The organism is Rhodopseudomonas sp. NSM, from assembly GCF_052445935.1.
Classification (GTDB): domain Bacteria; phylum Pseudomonadota; class Alphaproteobacteria; order Rhizobiales; family Xanthobacteraceae; genus Rhodopseudomonas.
The window spans coordinates 116442-132178 of the sequence record NZ_JBQTCH010000007.1 but is presented as its reverse complement, the minus strand read 5'-3'; the positions used below and the strand labels follow the sequence as shown (position 1 = coordinate 132178).

Sequence of the window (15737 nt, the reverse complement as noted above, 5' to 3'; positions counted from 1 at the left end):
CGCTTACGTCCCGGCCGAGATGCGCGGGTCGAGCCGGGCATACAGCAGGTCGACCAGGAAATTGACAGCGATCACCAGCAGCGCCGAGACGAACACGATGCCGAGCAACGTGTTGAGGTCGCGCTGCACCACCGATTCGTAGGCGAGCCGGCCGAGGCCGGGCAGCGAGAACACGCTCTCGACCACCACCGAGCCGCCCAGCATGGTGCCGGCCTGCAGCCCGATCAGCGTCACCATCGGTAAGAGCGCGTTGCGCAGCACGTGGCGCACCACGATGCGGGTCTCGTCGAGGCCCTTGGCGCGGGCGGTGCGGACGAAATCGAGGTTGAGCACTTCGAGCATCGAGGCGCGCATGATGCGTAAGTAAATCGCCAGAAAGATCAACCCCAGCGTCAGCGTCGGCAGCACCAGATGGCTGGCGATGTCGAGCGTCCGGGCGAGCCCGGTCGAGGCCGCGCCGATGTCCTCGAAGCCGCCGGCCGGCAGCCATTGCAGATACACCGAGAACACCACGATCGCCATCAGGCCGAACCAGAACGACGGCGTCGCGTAGAAGATCAGTCCGAGCGTCGAGATCAGCGTGTCGGGCCATTTGTTGACGCCGCGCGCGGCGATCACGCCGAGCACCAGGCCGGCGAAGAACGCGAATGACAGCGACGCTGTCATCAAGAGCAGCGTCGGCGGCAGCCGCTCCAGGATCACGGTGGCGACCGGCTTGCCGTAGATCGACGAGAAGCCGAGATCGAACCGCACCAGCCGCCACAGATAGTTGCCGAGCTGCATTGGCACCGACAGATCGAGCCCGTAGAACTGCCGCAGCTCGCGCGCGGTCGCGGCGTCGCCGCCCCCCATCTGCGCCATCATCGCGTCGACGGTGTCGCCCGGCGCGAATTGCAGCAGCAGGAAGATGCCGATCAGGATCAGCAACAAGGTCGGGATCGAGGCGGCGAGCCGCCGCCCCGCGAGGCTCAGGATACGCATGCGATCATCTTGGCGGAGTTGGCGCTATTCGGCCAGCCAAAGATCATGCCAGGTCGACGACGCCCAGCGCGGATTGTTGGAGTGATTGCGTGCCTTCGCCGAGATCACCGTGACGAACAATTGTTCAATCGGCATCCACAGCGGCAGCTCGCCATTGGCGCGGGTGACGAAGTCGGCATACAGCGCCTTGCGCTTGACCGGATCGACTTCGGTGGCGGCGTCGTCGATGATCTTGTCGATCGCCTCGTCCTTCCAGCCCCATTGATTGGTCCAGGGCGCGCCTTTGGGCTGGCCGGAGCGATACCACACCGTGGTCGAGACCGCGGGATCGTTGCGATACTGGTGCCAGCCGGTGGCGAGGTCGAAGGCGTGCTCGTCATAGACCTGCTTGAGGAAGCCGCCGCCGTCGTTGCGCACCACCTCGACCTGAATGCCGACTTCGCCCAGCGATTGCTGGATGAAGGTCGCCCACAGCGAGATGTCCTCGCCCCACGGCGCGGGAAGCAGCCGCAACGTGAGGCGGTTGCCGCCGGCGGCAGGCTTCAGCCCGGCCTCGTCGAGCAGCGCGATCGCCTTCTTCTTGTCGTACGGATATTGCGGCGTGTTCGGGCCCGGATAGAAGTCGGTCGAGGTCGAGGGGATCGGCCCGGTGCCGAGCTTGGCGAAATCGCCGAGGAAGTTGTCGATGAAGAACGGCACGTTGATCGCATGCGCGATCGCCTTGCGGACGCGGATGTCCGACAGCTCCTTGCGGCGGAAGTTGAACTCCAGCGTGTTGGTGCGGGCGTTGCCCTCGTTGCCCTTGGTCGAGACGATGAAGCGCTTGTCCTGGCCGAGCCGCGCCATGTCGGAGATCGTCAGACCCGAGAACGGGCTGAGATGCAGGCCGCCGGCCTCGAGCTGGGCGGCGGCTGCGGCGCGGTCGGTGATCACCCGCCAGACGATGCGGTCGAGATAGGGCGCGTTCGGGCGCCAGTAATTGTCGTTGCGGTCGGCGATGATGTACTGGCCGCGCTCGTATTTGTTGAACTTGAACGGGCCGGTGCCGATCGGCGCGAGATTGACCGGGTTCTGGCGGATGTCGCCGGTCTCGTAGATGTGCTTGGGCGAGACGTAGCCGAGGTCGGGCAGCGCGCGCAGCAGCAGATTGAGCGGCATCGGCCGCTCGTAGCGGAAGATCGCGGTCTGCGGATCGGGGGTGTCGACCGCGGTGAGGAACAATTGCAGCGTCGATCCGTAGTTCAGGATCTTCTTCCACATGTTCAGCGCGGTGAAGGCGACGTCTTCCGAGGTGAACGGCTTGCCGTCGTGCCAGGTGACGCCCTTGCGCAGCTTGAAGGTGATGGTCTTGCCGTCCGGCGTCGATTCCCAGCTCTCGGCCAGCACGCCGACCGGATTGCCGGCGGCATCGAGATCGACCAGCGGCTCCTGGATCTTGCCGCCGATGATGTAGACGCCGGTCGAGGCCTGCAAGCTGGGGTTGAGCTGGCGCTGCTCTGCGCCGTAGTGCACGTTGAACACGCCGCCCTTGCGCGGGGTTTCCTGTGCGAACGCCCGCATCGGATTGATCACATTGGCGGCGATGGCGGCCGACGTCAGCAGAACGGTCCGGCGATTGATCTCGATGCGCGAAAGGGCCATGCGGTCTCCTGGAGTGATGCTGCAATGCGGGCGGACGCATAAGACGATACGGGAGCGCCGCCGATCAAGCGATTTCTAATTGCGGCCGGCCCCGGCAGATGTCTGCTGCCGGATGCGCAAAGCGTGAATGATCAGTTTCGTCGGGCCGAAGGCGATCAGATATTAGCGGCGAGATCGACCAGCTCGTCGAACACGACGCCGCTGCGCGCCAGCATCGTCTCGACCTGGTCGGCCGCCTCGGCCACGGTCAGCGCCGATGTATCGATCACCAGTTCGCTCGCGGTCGGCGGCTGATAGTCGTTGCCGATCCCGGTGAAGTTCTGCAGCGCGCCGGCGCGGGCCTTGGCGTAGTGCCCCTTCGGGTCGCGCTGCTCGCAGACCTCGGCGGGCGTCGCGACATGGATTTCGCGGAAATGATCACCGGCGATACGGCGCGCGGCGGCGCGGTCGGCGAGCGCCGGCGACACCGCGGCGACGATCGCGATATGGCCGTTGGCGGCGAGATGCGCGGCGATCTCGGCGAGGCGGCGGATGTTCTCGGCGCGGTCCTGCGGCGTGAAGCCGAGGTCGGCGTTGAGTCCGGCGCGCAGCGTGTCGCCGTCGAGCAGGATCGGCGAGCCGCCGCGATCGAACAGCCGTCGCTCCAGCGCTTTCGCCAGCGTCGATTTGCCCGAGCCCGGCAGGCCGGTGAACCACAGCACCGCGCCGTGGTGCCGGAACCGCGCGGCGCGCTCCTCGGGCTTCAGCGCGGATTCCACCGGCACGATGTCGGCGGTGGCGGCGCGCTGTCCGCTATCGACGCTGAGCACCAGCCCGCCGCCGGCGATGCGGCCGCCGACCTCGATCACCAGCCGGCCGCTGCGCGGGAATTCGTCGGCCTGGTCGGCCGCCACCGGCTGCGCCAGCGACAGGTCGATCTCGCCGACATGATTGCGCTTGATCGCGCTCGCCGCCTCGCTGGCGAGGTCGCCGGGATCGACCGCCTTCTCGATCGCCACAACGGTGGCGCGGGTCTCGCGGGTGCCGAGCCGCACCAGCAGCGTGGCGCCGGCGGTCAGCGGCTGATCGTGCAGCCAGAAGATCCGCGCGCGCAGCCGTCGCGTATCACGCGGCGCTGTGCCGACATGGCCGATGACGTCGCCGCGTTCGACGAACAATTCGCGGTCGAGCGTGATGCCGACCGAGCGGCCGGCGCCCTGCGGTCCTTCGACCGGCGTCGCCGGCCAGCTCTCGACCGTCTTGATCTTCGCGATCTTGCCGGCCGGCATGATCACGATGTCGTCGCCGGCCTCCAGCCGGCCCGACTCGATGCGGCCGGCGACGATGCGGCGGTCGTCGAATTTGTAGATCGCCTGCACCGGCAGCCGCAGCGGCAACAGATCCAGCGGCTGCGACGGCGTCAGCGAATCCAGCGCCTCGACCACGGTCGGGCCTTGATACCAGGCAATGTTCGCGGTGCGCTCGGCGACGCCGTCGCCGTCACGTGCCGAAATCGGGATCACCGCGGTCGGCGTGACGCCGAGCGCGATCAGATGCGCGCTGATCTCGTCGCTGATCGCGCCGAACCGCTCGGCCGAGAAGTCGACGCGGTCCATCTTGTTGACCACCACCGCGACCTGCTTGATGCCGAGCAGTTGCAAGAGATAGCCGTGCCGCCGCGTCTGGTCGCGGACGCCTTCCAGCGCGTCGATGATCAGCACCGCGCCGTCGGCCTGCGAGGCGCCGGTGATCATGTTGCGCAAAAACTCGGCGTGGCCGGGCGCATCGATCAGCACGACGTCGCGCGAGCGGGTGCGGAACGAGATCTGGGTGGTGTCGATGGTGATGCCCTGGTCGCGCTCGGTCTGCAGCGCATCCAGCAGGAACGACCATTCGAACGGCATGCCGCGCCGGGCGCTGACCGCCTTCAGCATCTCGAGCTTGCCGTCGGGCAGCGAGCCGGTTTCGTGCAGCAGGCGGCCGACCAGCGTCGATTTGCCGTGGTCGACATGGCCGACGATGACGATGCGCACCAGCGGGCGCGTGGTGCCGTTCGGCGTGGACAGCGTGGCGGGCGGGACGGCGATGGTCATGGCGTCACTCATTGTCGAAAATCACTTGGTGCGAAGTCACAGCTCACAGATAACCGGCGACGCGAAGCCGCTCGAACGCGTCCTCGGTCTCGTGGTCGAGCGCGCGGCCGGCGCGCTCCGGCACCTTGGTGGTCTGCAGTTCATGCAGGATCTCGTCGATCGACGAGGCGTGCGACGCCACCGGGAAAGTGATGTCCTGATCGCCGAGCGAGCGATAGCGCTTGCCGTCCTTCGCCAGATACAGCGGGATGATCGGGATGTTCTCGCGCTTGGTGTAGGCCCAGATATCGGCCTCGGTCCAATGCAGGATCGGGTGAATACGCAGATGAGCGCCGGGCGGCGGCGAGGCGTTGAACTGATCCCAGAATTCCGGCGGCTGGTCGCGCACGTCCCATCCGCCCTCGGTGCCGCGCGGCGAGAACACGCGCTCCTTGGCGCGGGTCGCTTCCTCGTCGCGGCGGATGCCGGCGATCAGTCCGTCGAAGCCGTATTTTGCGAGCGCCAGCTTCAGCCCTTCGGTCTTGCGCGCCGCCGAGCGCGCCGCCGGCGGCAGGGTCGGGTCGACGCTGTCGATCGGCGGGCAGGGATCGACCCGCAGATCGAGCTCCCATTCCTTGGCGTAGTGTTCGCGAAACGCATACATCTCCGGAAATTTCTTGCCGGTGTCGACGTGCAGCGCCGGGAACGGCACCTTGCCGAAGAACGCCTTGCGCGCCAGCCAGATCATCACGTTGGAATCTTTGCCGAGCGACCAAAGCAGCGCCAGCTTCTTCAGCCGCGCAAAACCTTCACGGAAAATGTAGATGCTCTGCGCTTCCAGCGCGTCGAGGTGATCCATCGGACGCAACTGCTCGCGGCGATCGGGATCGGGGAGCAAGGTCGGGTCGGGGGAGGCGGCTTGGCGTGCGGCGAGGGTCATTCACGGGCTCCCGGAAAAGCGGTCCCGGATCGCTCCGGGGTGTCGTGCGTGCGCGGCGGGGAGGTCGTCATCATCGTCGGGAGAACGAACATCTCTGCGGCGCGCCATTAGGGGATAGAATTTCTACGTACGAACGGATCAGAAGAAAGAATAATTTTCTATCTATCTGACTTGTAAGATACATAGATAGAAAATAATTCTAGTCAATCCTTCTTCGGACCAGCGGTGCCGGCAGCCCTGCGTCTTGCTTCATCGGGCCGCTGCCGCGATCAGGACGTGACGACATGGATGGACTGGCGCAATCTGACTCCCCGGCTGTCGACGTCGACGCGCGGGCGCGCGAACTCGATGCAGCGCTCCGCACCGCGTCGCCCGCCGGGATCATCGCCGCGGCGCTGCGCGAGACCGGACGCGAGCGTCTGGCGCTGGTGTCGTCGTTCGGCACTGAGGCTGCGGCGCTGCTCAAGGTAATGGCCGACGTCGATCCGGCGATCCCGGTGATCTTCCTCGACACCGGCTGGCTGTTCGAAGAGACACTCGGTTACCGCGATACGCTGATCGATCGGTTGGGTCTCACCGACGTACGCACGATCAAGCCGCTCGACGCCGATCTCGATCGCGACGATCCGGCGCGCGAATTGTGGTTCTCCGATCCGGACCAATGCTGCTTCATCCGCAAGGTCGAGCCGCTGCGCCGCGCGCTGGCGCCGTTCGAGGCGTGGATCAACGGCCGCAAGCGGTTCCAGGGCGGCGTGCGCGCGGAGATTCCGGTGGTCGAAGCCGACGGCGTCCGGCTCAAGTTCAATCCGTTCGCCAATGTGTCGCGCGACGACATCGCCGCGATCTATGCGCTCGGCCGGCTGCCGCCGCACCCGCTGCTGGCATCGGGCTTTCAGTCGGTCGGCTGCATGCCGTGCACCAGCCGCGCCGATTCGGACCAGGATACGCGCTCCGGCCGCTGGCAGGGCCGCGGCAAGACGGAATGCGGCATTCACACGATGAAGACCTCGTAGCAGATTGCTGTCGCAACGACGCCAACATTGAAATCCGGTTTCGTTGACTTGATCGGGTTTATTCCTGAGTTTCGCAGCTCCGCCGCTGACGACGACGGCGTCGTCCGGTCCATGGAGATCTGAAATGTTTCGCCGAATGATGGCTCTGTTCGCCGGCCTTCTGGTCGCGAGCTCCGCGCATGCCGCGGACGTGACGCTGCTCAACGTGTCGTACGATCCGACCCGCGAGCTCTATGCCGAATTCAACAAGGCGTTCATCGCGTCCTACAAGCAGGAAGCCGGCAAGACCGTGCAGATCAAGCAGTCGCACGGCGGCTCCGGTTCGCAGGCGCGCTCGGTGATCGACGGCCTGCAGGCCGACGTCGTCACCATCGCGCTGGCCTACGACATCGATGCGATCGCCAACACGGGCTTGCTGGCGAAAGATTGGCAGAAGCGGCTGCCGGACAACGCTTCGCCTTATACCTCCACCATCGTGTTCCTGGTGCGCAAGGGCAACCCGAAGGGCATCAGGGATTGGGACGATCTGATCAAGTCCGGCGTCAGCGTGGTCACGCCGAATCCGAAGACCTCCGGGGGCGCGCGCTGGAACTATCTGGCGGCCTGGGGCTACGCGTTGAAGACATACGGCTCGGACGACAAGGCGCGGGAATTCGTCGGCAACATCTACAAGAACGTCCCGGTACTCGACACCGGCGCCCGCGGCGCGACGATGACTTTCGTCCAGCGCGGCGTCGGCGACGTGCTGCTGGCCTGGGAGAACGAGGCGTTCCTGGCGGTCAAGGAATTCGGCAAGGACAAGTTCGAGATCGTGGCACCATCGCTGTCGATTCTCGCCGAGCCGCCGATCGCGGTTGTCGACAGCGTGGTCGACAAGAAGGGCACCAGGGTGGTGGCCGATGCCTATCTGAAGTATTGGTACACACCGGAAGGTCAGGAAATCGCCGCACGGAACTTCTATCGTCCGCGCGATCCCGAGGTGGCGAAGAAGCACGCCGATTCGTTCGCAAAGGTCGAGCTGTTCACCATCGACGAGACCTTCGGCGGCTGGACCAGGGCGCAGGCCGAGCATTTCGCCGAAGGCGGCGTGTTCGACAAGATCTACAAGAACTGAGCGGCGCGCGGGTCGCAACGCGATCGCTCATTGGGGGTGACATGCTTCGCAGCAACGGCAGCGCGCTCCCTCTCCCCGCCTGCGGGGAGAGGGCAGGGGTGAGGGGGCGTTTCCACGCCGCCGAGCCTATGCGGGCGATCTTCAGCGCCTCCCCACGTCATTGCGAGCGAAGCGAAGCAATCCAGAAGCCTCACGCCGGAGACTGGATTGCTTCGTCGGCTTTGCCTCCTCGCAATGACGGCGCGCAGGTGACACTGTGAGCGCGATCGCACGACGACGGTCGTTGCCGGGTTTCGGGCTCACCATGGGCCTGACCCTGATGTGGCTGTCGCTGATGATCCTGATTCCGCTGGCCGGGCTGTTCGTCAAGACCGCCGAACTCAGCCCCTCGGAATTCTTCGCGACGGTGACGGCGCCGCGTACGCTGCATGCGTTGAAGATCTCGTTCGGCCTGGCGTTCGCCGCCGCCTGCGTCAACCTCGTCGCCGGGCTGCTGATCGTCTGGGCGCTGGTGCGCTATCGCTTTCCCGGCCGGCGGGTCTTCGACGCCATCGTCGATATTCCGTTCGCGCTGCCGACCGCGGTGGCCGGCATCGCGCTGACGACGCTGTTCGCGCAGAACGGCTGGCTCGGCGCGCCGCTCGCCGAACTCGGCATCAAGGTGGCGTTCACGCCGCTCGGGATTTTCCTGGCGATGGTGTTCATCGGGATTCCGTTCGTGGTGCGCACGGTGCAGCCGGTGCTGATCGACCTCGATGTCGAGATCGAGGAAGCCGCCGAATCGCTCGGCGCGTCGCGCTGGCAGACCATCCGCCGCGTCATCCTGCCGTCGCTGGCGCCGGCGGTGATGACCGGCTTCGCGCTCGCCTTCGCCCGCGCGGTTGGCGAATACGGCTCGGTGATCTTCATCGCCGGCAATCTGCCCAACGTCTCGGAGATCGCGCCGCTGCTGATCGTGATCCGGCTGTCGGAATTCCGCTACGCCGACGCCACCGCGATCGCGGTGGTGATGCTGATCTTCTCCTTCCTCATCATTCTCGTTCTGAACCGGCTGCAGCATTGGGCGCAGACCCGGTCGCTGGCCGGAGCGTGACACGATGACGCTGGTCGCGACCACTCCGCTGAGGCGCTCCGCCCGCAAGCCCGCTGCCGTTGCGGCTGCCACAGCCGGCACCGGAAATTCGGCGCGGCGCCCGGCGCACAGCGAGCCGTTCTGGGTGCGCTTCCTGATCATCGGCTTCGCCGTCGGCTTCCTCACAATACTCGTGGTGCTGCCGCTGATCCTGGTGTTCTCGGAGGCCCTGTCGAAGGGCGTCTCGTTCTATCTCGACGCGCTGGCGGGAGACGAAGCGCTGGCGGCGATCCGGCTGACGCTGGTCGCGGCGGCGATCTCGGTCGGGCTCAACCTGGTGTTCGGCGTGATCGCCGCCTGGGCGATCGCGAAATTCGAGTTTCGCGGCAAGACGCTGCTGATCACGCTGATCGATCTGCCGTTCTCGGTCAGCCCGGTGATCTCCGGCCTGGTGTTCGTGCTGCTGTTCGGCGCGCAGGGCTTTGTCGGCCCGTGGCTGATGGCCCACGATGTGCGGATCCTGTTCGCGCTGCCGGCGATCGTGCTGGCGACCACCTTCGTGACCTTCCCGTTCGTCGCGCGCGAACTGATCCCGCTGATGCAGGAGCAGGGCCAGCACGAGGAAGAAGCCGCGATCTCGCTCGGCGCCAGCGGCTGGCGAACGTTCTGGCGGGTGACGCTGCCGAACATCAAATGGGGCCTGCTGTACGGCGTGCTGCTGTGCAACGCCCGTGCGATGGGCGAGTTCGGCGCGGTGTCGGTGGTCTCGGGTCACATCCGTGGCGAAACCAACACCATGCCGCTGCTGGTCGAAATTCTCTACAACGAGTATCAGATGGTCGCCGCCTTCGCGATCGCCTCGCTGCTGGCGCTGCTGGCGCTGGTGACGCTGATCGTCAAGACAATCCTGGAAGGCCGTATCGAGGAAGGGCTGCACACCGATGACCATTGAAGTTCGCAATATCGTCAAGGAATTCGGCAGCTTCCGCGCGCTCGACAATGTCGACCTGCGGGTCGAGACCGGCGAGCTGATGGCGCTGCTCGGCCCGAGCGGCTCCGGCAAGACCACGCTGCTGCGGATCATCGCCGGGCTGGAATGGCCCGACGCCGGCTCGATCGCGTTCGACGGCGAGGACGCGCTGGCGCGCGGCGCCGCCGAGCGCCATGTCGGCTTCGTGTTCCAGCACTACGCGCTGTTCCGGCACATGAGCGTGTTCGAGAATGTCGCCTTCGGGCTGCGGGTGCAGCCGCGCAAGATCCGCAGGAGCGAGGCGGAGATCAGGAAGCGCGTCGGCGATCTGCTCGACCTGGTGCAACTCGGCTGGCTCGCCGACCGCTATCCGAACCAGCTCTCCGGCGGCCAGCGCCAGCGCATCGCGCTCGCCCGTGCGCTGGCGATCGAGCCGCGCATCCTGCTGCTCGACGAGCCGTTCGGCGCGCTCGACGCCAAGGTGCGCAAGGAACTACGCGCCTGGCTGCGCAATCTGCACGAGGAGATCCACGTCACCTCGATCTTCGTCACCCACGATCAGGAAGAGGCGCTCGAAGTCGCCAACCGCGTGGTGGTGATGGACAAGGGCCGGATCGAACAGATCGGCTCGCCCGGCGACGTCTACGAGCGTCCGGCCTCGGCCTTCGTGCACGGCTTCATCGGCGAATCCATCGTGCTGCCGGTCGAGGTGCAGGACGGTCGCGTCCGGCTCGGCGACCGCGTGCTCGACCTCGCGCCGACCGAGACGGCCTCCGGCCCGTCGAAACTGTTCGTCCGCCGCCACGACGTCGCGGTCGGGCCGAGCGGCAGCGGCGTGTTCGAGGGCGCGGTCAAGTCGGTGCGCGCGTTCGGCCCGATGCAGCGCGCCGATATCGTGCTGCAGGGCCTGGCCGGCGACACGCTGATCGAGATCGACGCGCCGCGCGATCACTCGCTCAAGGTCGGCGACCGCATCGGCCTGCAGCCGCAGCGCTACCGGATTTTTGCCGACCGCTGAGAGACGTCGGGAGGCGGCGCGAGCGCGCCGCGCTCACCCGAGCAGGAATTCGCGGATCAGGCGTAGCACCTCGTCGGGCCGGTCGTGCTGCAGCCAGTGGCCGGCGCCGGCGACGGTTTCGGCGCGGGCCTGCGGGAAGTCGTCGGCGATTCCGGCTGCGGCCGCGTCGCTGAGAAAGCTCTCGCCGGCGAACAGCAGCAGCGTCGGGCAGGCGATGCGGCCCCACAGCGCGACGTGATCGTCCGGCCACAGCCGGTGCGGCGCCATCACCCGCTGATACGGATCGAATTTCCAGGAGTAGCTGCCGTCGTCGTTCTGCTTCACGCCGTGGGTGGCAAGATGCAGCGCCAGCTCCGGCGCCAGCCGCTTGTTGTGCGCCTGCATCTGCGCGGCCGCCTCGGCGATGTCGCGATAGCGCCGCGGCTCGCGCTGTTCCAGCGCCTCGAGCTGGCCGATCCATTTGCGGGTGCGCTCGTGCACCGGCGGCTTCCTCGCATTCGGCAGCACGGTGACGCCGTCGAGCACCACCAGCCTTTCGACGTTTTCCGGAAAGGTGCCGGTGTAGATCAGGCTCACCATGCCGCCCATCGAATGGCCGATGATCGTGATCGGCCCGCGGCCCTCGAACGCCGGCAGCCGCGTCAGGTCGTAGACATATTCCGGCAGGCTGTAGCTGCCGCCGAGCGTCCAGTCGGAATCGCCGTGGCCGCGCAGATCCGGCGCGACGACGTGGAAGTCCGCCCGCAGCGATCGCGCCAGATGATCCCAGCTCCGGCCGTGGTCACGGCCGCCATGGATCAGCAGCAGCGGCGGCGCGGTGTCGTTGCCCCAGTCGGCGTAGTGAAGCCGCAGCCCGTGCGACCGATAGAAGCGACTTTCCGGATTCTGCATGGCCTCTCGCGCGGATGAATCCGTGCCGGTGTGGCGACGGGAGCGCATGATGCGCCATGGTGCCGCAACAACGCGCTTGCCCGCTCGACAATGTGTTGCAACGTCGGATCGATCATTGGATTATCCTGCGAGCGTCGATTTTCCAAGGGGACTGCCGGGCTCGACTCCCGCGATGCTCCGGTCCCCAAATCCTGCAAGAGGCGAACGAGATGTCCGTGCCCAAGCGAGCCCGGAGGCCATCGACGGATGGGCCGGCGCATGTCAACACCAGCGATCTGCGCGACAATGCGAGAGTCGCCAGCGAATTCCTCAAGACGTTGTCCAACCCGTCGCGGCTGGTGATGCTGTGCCTGCTCGCCGAGGGCGAGAAGTCGGTGTCGGAACTCGCCGCGACGCTGGAGGAGCGCCAGCCGACGGTGTCGCAGCAGCTCGCGCGGCTGCGCGGCGAGCGGCTGGTGGAGACTCGCCGCGACGGTCAGCAGGTGTTCTATTCGCTCGCGAGCGAGGAAGTCCGCAGCCTGATTCTCGCGCTTCACGCGATCTTCTGCGCCAAGCCGCGCGGCAGGGCCGCCAAGGTCACGGTGCTGCGGCCGGTCAAGACGGTCCCCGCGAAGAAGATCGCCGCACGCCGGTAGTTCGGATCGCGGTGACGATCAGTCCGTGTTGCCGCCGAACAGCCGCTTGAACAGGCCGGGCGGCTGCGGCCCCTTCACGGTGTCGAAGCCGGCCTTGCGCCACGCCAGAATGCCGCCGCCCAGCACATAGGGCTCGCAGACTCCGTTCGCTTTCGCCGCGATCTGGCCGGCATACATCCGCGTCCGTCCGCCGGAGTGGCAGAAGAAGATCGCCTTGCGGCCGCGCGCGTCGAGCAGGTCGCCGTTCCTGAAGCTCGTCAGCGGCAGTTCGATCGCGCCGTCGATGCGCTCGCGCTCGATCTCGTGGCGCTCGCGGACATCGACCAGCACCGCGCCGTCGTCCAGCAACCGCTGCGCCTCGATCGGCGATATCGTTTTCACACCCATCATCGGCTCCCGGCGGGCTGCATCAGCGGAACGTCGTCAGATAGTGCCGTTCGAACAGCCGCTTCAGCCAGTGAAACAGCTTCATCTTCGGCCCGACGAAATTGAACTTCTCGTTGCGGAACACCAGCATCCCGGAATCCAGCGTGTCGACGATGCACACCAGCTCCGGCTTGAACCGCGTCGCCGGCTCGGCGCCGGTCTCGACCGCGGCGATGTTGGCCGCCACCGCGAGCGCCTGCAGGTCGGCCTGATGCGCCTGCTTGGGCATCCAGTCCGGGCCGGGGAACGATCCGGCGTCGCCGGCGACCCAGACATTCGGCAGCCCCTCGACGCGGCAGCATTCGTCGGCCCTGATCATCCCCCCCGGCGACAGCGGCAGTTCGGTGTTGGCGAGCCAGGCCGGGCCGGTCAGGCCCGGCATGAACAGGATCAGGTCGGCGTCGATCTCGCCGCCGCCGTCGAGCACGACCTTGCGCTCCTCGATGCGCAGGATCTTGCGGCCGAGCTGCGTGGCGATGCCGCGATCCTTCATCTCCCGCAGCAGGCCGTCGACGGCGCGTTCGCCGAGCCGCGCGCCCGGCCGTGCCGCCGGGCTGAAGAACACGATCTGGAACCCCGGCCGCTTGCCGCGCTGACGCAGCAGCGTGTCGATGATGAACAGGAATTCGAACATCGGCCCGCCGCGCATCGCGCCGGGTTCCTCCGGATTGGTGGCGAAGCCGACCGCGATGGTGCCGCCCTTCATCGCGTCGAGCCGCCGGCCGATTTCCTCGCCGACCGCGATGCCCTCGCACGGGATCAGCGCGTGTTCGATGCCGGGCAGCTTGCGGATGAAGCGGGCGCCGCAGGCGACGATCAGATGGTCGTTCGGATACTCGCCGCGATCGGTCACGACGACGCGGCCGCCGTCCTTCAGCCCGGTCACCGAGGCCTCGACGAAATCGATCCGGTGCTTCTCGAAGAAATGCGCCAGCGGCACTCTCAGCCGCGCGCCGCTGCGGATGCCGGCCGGAATCCAGATCGTGCTCGGCAGGAAATGCAGCTCGCGCCGCGGCGAGATCATGGTGATGGTCGCATCGACCTTGCGCTTGCGCAGCGCGCGGGCCGCGGTCAGAGCGGCGAAGCCCGAGCCGATGATGGTGATGTTCGTCATCCCTGGCATTCCCATTGGCGTCGGCGGCCTCCGCCTCTGCGCCCGGTTGGTCGCATGGCCGCGCCGGAGCGTCTGTGACGATGTCACCGCGGCCGCGTCCGATAGCTGCCATCGACGGATCGGGGATTGCGCGGAACCGGCGGTGCGGCCAAGCTCGCGGGGCGGCATGGCGCTGCGCGCTGGCGCAGGGAAAGTCGAGACGCTGATGGCATCGGACGAATTCAACCGCTGGGAAGGCCGGTTCGCGGTCGAGGACTATGTGTTCGGCACCGCGCCCAACGCGTTTCTGGCGTCGTGCCGGGACATCCTGCCGAAGCAGGGGCGGGCGCTGTCGATCGCCGACGGCGAGGGCCGCAACGGCGTGTTCCTGGCGGAATGCGGATTGTCGGTGCGGTCGGTGGACTTCTCGCCGGCCGCCCAGGGCAAGGCGCAACGGCTCGCCGCCGAGCGCGGCGTCACGATCGAGACGCAGACCGCCGATCTGCTGAGCTGGGACTGGCCGGGCGGCTTCGATGTGATCGCCGGGATCTTCTTTCAGTTCGTCGAGGCCGAGCAGCGGCCGCGGATCTTCCAGGCGATCCGCGACGCCTTGAAGCCGGGCGGGCTGCTGCTGATCGAAGGCTACCGGCCGAAGCAATTGATCTACAAGACCGGCGGCCCGAGCCGCGCCGACAATCTCTACACCCACGAACTGCTCGAAGCCGCGTTCGGCGATTTCGACAATCTCAGCATCCGCGAGCACGACAGCGAGATCGTCGAAGGCAGCGGCCATGTCGGGATGTCGGCGCTGATCGACCTGATCGGCTGGAAGCCGAAATAGCGCTCGGCCCCGCTACTCCATTGCGCAGCGATCGGTCACCGGAATGTCGGTGTGTTTGAGGCCGATCCAGGCGTCGACGGTCGGCTGATCGAAGCCGGACTCGCGGCGGTCGCCGGCCTGCAGCAGCGGCCGGCGGATCAGCAGCGGGTCGGCGATCATCAGCGCCAGCGCCGACTCCTCCGTCAGTGCAGCAAAGTCGATCGCGCCGGCTTTCACTTTCGGCGACGACGCGTTGAACCATTCCGCCAGCGGCTTGCTGCCGAAGAACGGCCGCAGCGTCTCCGGCGTCCAGGTCTCGCTCAGCAGATTGCGTACATCGAGCTCGTGGCCCGACGCGACCAGCAGCGCCTTCTGCAACGCGTTGCCGACGCAACCGGGCTTTTCGTAGAACACCACAACAGCCATTTGCTCGCTCCCTCAGCAGATCGTTCGCCACAGCCAGTCACGGTCGTCCGGCTGCCGGCCGGTGGTGCCGGTTCGGCCCGGCGCGCAGAGCGCTGCGGTGCGCTCCGAACTTGCCTCGCGCCACCACGCCTCGACGGCGGCGCGCGTGCACGGCAGTTCGGTGCCCTGATCGCCGATGAAGTCGCGCCAGGCCTCGGCGCATTTCTCCGGCACCGCGGTCAGCAGCGGCCGGCCGGCGACGATCGCCTCGGCGAATTCGCTGCGCAGCCCGTGGCCGGTCGCCTCCTGCTTGGAGAATTTGTTGATGACGACGAGCGCGACCTCTGCCGCGACGGCGCGGGTCACCGCCTGCGCCGATTCCGCGAGTCCGGCGGCGTCGAGCTTGCACGATCCGGCGCTGCCGCCGAGCATCTGCGAGATCCCGATCGCCCGCCCGGTCATCAGGTCGATCAGTTGCATGTCGGTCCTGCGCCCGGACGCGTCCTTGATGTTCCGCTGCACCACGCCGCCGAGCCGGTCGCCGGCGCGCAGCCGGTCGAACGCGAACGCCGCCAGCAGGCCGTCGGCGTCGTCCTCGGCGCGATAGACGATCGCCGCAATACGCGGGGTGTCTGCCTCGGTCGGGGTCTCGGTCATGGCCTGCATC

At 66.9% G+C, this 15737-nt stretch carries 16 protein-coding genes; 7 read left to right on the top strand and 9 right to left on the bottom strand.

From position 1 onward, the window contains the following. Positions 1-3: 3 nt before the first annotated feature. The 4 genes from ACTZWT_RS18315 to cysD all read right to left on the bottom strand — a co-directional run bounded on the left by ACTZWT_RS18315 (position 4) and on the right by cysD (position 5532). The gene (locus ACTZWT_RS18315; RefSeq protein WP_444771108.1) at positions 4-981 is read right to left on the bottom strand and encodes an ABC transporter permease; all 978 of its coding nucleotides are present in this window, start codon (positions 979-981) and stop codon (positions 4-6) included. A gap of 24 nt (positions 982-1005) precedes the next feature. Beyond that, positions 1006-2622, bottom strand: coding sequence for an ABC transporter substrate-binding protein (locus ACTZWT_RS18310; RefSeq protein WP_444771107.1), 1617 nt, complete (start codon positions 2620-2622; stop codon positions 1006-1008). Between the two features lie 155 nt (positions 2623-2777). Then, on the bottom strand, positions 2778-4694 hold the full coding sequence (gene cysC, locus ACTZWT_RS18305; protein WP_444771106.1) for an adenylyl-sulfate kinase: 1917 nt from the start codon (positions 4692-4694) through the stop codon (positions 2778-2780). A 43-nt stretch (positions 4695-4737) separates the two neighbouring features. Then, positions 4738-5532 carry a sulfate adenylyltransferase subunit CysD gene (gene cysD, locus ACTZWT_RS18300; RefSeq protein WP_444771273.1) on the bottom strand — a complete coding sequence of 265 codons (795 nt, stop codon included), beginning with the start codon at positions 5530-5532 and terminating at the stop codon, positions 4738-4740. A 365-nt stretch (positions 5533-5897) separates the two neighbouring features. Here cysD and ACTZWT_RS18295 point away from each other — a divergent pair, with 365 nt between their 5' ends. From ACTZWT_RS18295 to ACTZWT_RS18275, 5 genes are all read left to right on the top strand, one after another. Then, a complete protein-coding gene (locus ACTZWT_RS18295; RefSeq protein WP_444771105.1) occupies positions 5898-6626 on the top strand; it encodes a phosphoadenylyl-sulfate reductase in 729 nt (242 codons plus the stop codon). Between the two features lie 124 nt (positions 6627-6750). Further along, positions 6751-7740, top strand: a complete 990-nt coding sequence (locus ACTZWT_RS18290) for a sulfate ABC transporter substrate-binding protein (protein ID WP_444771104.1) — start codon at positions 6751-6753, stop codon at positions 7738-7740. Positions 7741-7996: 256 nt separating this feature from the next. After that, positions 7997-8833 carry a sulfate ABC transporter permease subunit CysT gene (gene cysT, locus ACTZWT_RS18285; RefSeq protein WP_444771103.1) on the top strand — a complete coding sequence of 279 codons (837 nt, stop codon included), beginning with the start codon at positions 7997-7999 and terminating at the stop codon, positions 8831-8833. Positions 8834-8837: 4 nt separating this feature from the next. Continuing rightward, positions 8838-9764: a sulfate ABC transporter permease subunit CysW gene (gene cysW / locus ACTZWT_RS18280; protein WP_444771102.1), complete on the top strand. Its 927-nt coding sequence runs from the start codon at positions 8838-8840 to the stop codon at positions 9762-9764. Next, positions 9754-10800, top strand: coding sequence for a sulfate/molybdate ABC transporter ATP-binding protein (locus ACTZWT_RS18275; protein ID WP_444771101.1), 1047 nt, complete (start codon positions 9754-9756; stop codon positions 10798-10800). The genes cysW and ACTZWT_RS18275 overlap by 11 nt, the downstream gene beginning before the upstream one ends. A gap of 33 nt (positions 10801-10833) precedes the next feature. Here ACTZWT_RS18275 and ACTZWT_RS18270 read toward each other — a convergent pair whose 3' ends face one another. Next, positions 10834-11691: an alpha/beta fold hydrolase gene (locus tag ACTZWT_RS18270; protein WP_444771100.1), complete on the bottom strand. Its 858-nt coding sequence runs from the start codon at positions 11689-11691 to the stop codon at positions 10834-10836. 209 nt (positions 11692-11900) lie between these two features. Here ACTZWT_RS18270 and ACTZWT_RS18265 point away from each other — a divergent pair, with 209 nt between their 5' ends. Then, entirely contained in the window at positions 11901-12326 is a 426-nt protein-coding gene (locus ACTZWT_RS18265; RefSeq protein ID WP_444771099.1) for a metalloregulator ArsR/SmtB family transcription factor, read from the top strand. Positions 12327-12344: 18 nt separating this feature from the next. Here the strand turns inward: ACTZWT_RS18265 and ACTZWT_RS18260 are convergent, their stop codons facing one another. Both ACTZWT_RS18260 and ACTZWT_RS18255 read right to left on the bottom strand, forming a co-directional pair. After that, positions 12345-12713, bottom strand: coding sequence for a rhodanese-like domain-containing protein (locus ACTZWT_RS18260; protein WP_444771098.1), 369 nt, complete (start codon positions 12711-12713; stop codon positions 12345-12347). 22 nt (positions 12714-12735) lie between these two features. Continuing rightward, a complete protein-coding gene (locus ACTZWT_RS18255; protein ID WP_444771097.1) occupies positions 12736-13866 on the bottom strand; it encodes an NAD(P)/FAD-dependent oxidoreductase in 1131 nt (376 codons plus the stop codon). Between the two features lie 205 nt (positions 13867-14071). Here ACTZWT_RS18255 and ACTZWT_RS18250 point away from each other — a divergent pair, with 205 nt between their 5' ends. Then, on the top strand, positions 14072-14686 hold the full coding sequence (locus tag ACTZWT_RS18250) for an SAM-dependent methyltransferase (protein ID WP_444771096.1): 615 nt from the start codon (positions 14072-14074) through the stop codon (positions 14684-14686). Between the two features lie 12 nt (positions 14687-14698). On the opposite strand, the gene ACTZWT_RS18245 is transcribed toward ACTZWT_RS18250, so the two are convergent. Next, positions 14699-15091 (bottom strand): ArsC/Spx/MgsR family protein, encoded by a 393-nt coding sequence (locus ACTZWT_RS18245; protein ID WP_444771095.1) that lies wholly within the window; start codon positions 15089-15091, stop codon positions 14699-14701. A 12-nt stretch (positions 15092-15103) separates the two neighbouring features. After that, positions 15104-15727 carry a DUF2478 domain-containing protein gene (locus tag ACTZWT_RS18240; RefSeq protein ID WP_444771094.1) on the bottom strand — a complete coding sequence of 208 codons (624 nt, stop codon included), beginning with the start codon at positions 15725-15727 and terminating at the stop codon, positions 15104-15106. Positions 15728-15737 lie beyond the last annotated feature (10 nt).

What these genes read in the sequence shown, in the direction of transcription:
- ACTZWT_RS18240 (WP_444771094.1), bottom strand. Translation starts at nt 15,727, where the DNA reads ATGACCGAGACCCCGACCGAGGCAGACACCCCGCGTATTGCGGCGATC.
- ACTZWT_RS18310 (WP_444771107.1), bottom strand. Translation starts at nt 2,622, where the DNA reads ATGGCCCTTTCGCGCATCGAGATCAATCGCCGGACCGTTCTGCTGACG.
- cysW (WP_444771102.1), top strand. Translation starts at nt 8,838, where the DNA reads ATGACGCTGGTCGCGACCACTCCGCTGAGGCGCTCCGCCCGCAAGCCC.
- ACTZWT_RS18275 (WP_444771101.1), top strand. Translation starts at nt 9,754, where the DNA reads ATGACCATTGAAGTTCGCAATATCGTCAAGGAATTCGGCAGCTTCCGC.
- cysD (WP_444771273.1), bottom strand. Translation starts at nt 5,532, where the DNA reads ATGGATCACCTCGACGCGCTGGAAGCGCAGAGCATCTACATTTTCCGT.
- cysC (WP_444771106.1), bottom strand. Translation starts at nt 4,694, where the DNA reads ATGACCATCGCCGTCCCGCCCGCCACGCTGTCCACGCCGAACGGCACC.
- ACTZWT_RS18295 (WP_444771105.1), top strand. Translation starts at nt 5,898, where the DNA reads ATGGATGGACTGGCGCAATCTGACTCCCCGGCTGTCGACGTCGACGCG.
- ACTZWT_RS18290 (WP_444771104.1), top strand. Translation starts at nt 6,751, where the DNA reads ATGTTTCGCCGAATGATGGCTCTGTTCGCCGGCCTTCTGGTCGCGAGC.
- ACTZWT_RS18260 (WP_444771098.1), bottom strand. Translation starts at nt 12,713, where the DNA reads ATGGGTGTGAAAACGATATCGCCGATCGAGGCGCAGCGGTTGCTGGAC.
- ACTZWT_RS18265 (WP_444771099.1), top strand. Translation starts at nt 11,901, where the DNA reads ATGTCCGTGCCCAAGCGAGCCCGGAGGCCATCGACGGATGGGCCGGCG.
- ACTZWT_RS18270 (WP_444771100.1), bottom strand. Translation starts at nt 11,691, where the DNA reads ATGCAGAATCCGGAAAGTCGCTTCTATCGGTCGCACGGGCTGCGGCTT.
- ACTZWT_RS18255 (WP_444771097.1), bottom strand. Translation starts at nt 13,866, where the DNA reads ATGACGAACATCACCATCATCGGCTCGGGCTTCGCCGCTCTGACCGCG.
- ACTZWT_RS18315 (WP_444771108.1), bottom strand. Translation starts at nt 981, where the DNA reads ATGCGTATCCTGAGCCTCGCGGGGCGGCGGCTCGCCGCCTCGATCCCG.
- ACTZWT_RS18250 (WP_444771096.1), top strand. Translation starts at nt 14,072, where the DNA reads ATGGCATCGGACGAATTCAACCGCTGGGAAGGCCGGTTCGCGGTCGAG.
- ACTZWT_RS18245 (WP_444771095.1), bottom strand. Translation starts at nt 15,091, where the DNA reads ATGGCTGTTGTGGTGTTCTACGAAAAGCCCGGTTGCGTCGGCAACGCG.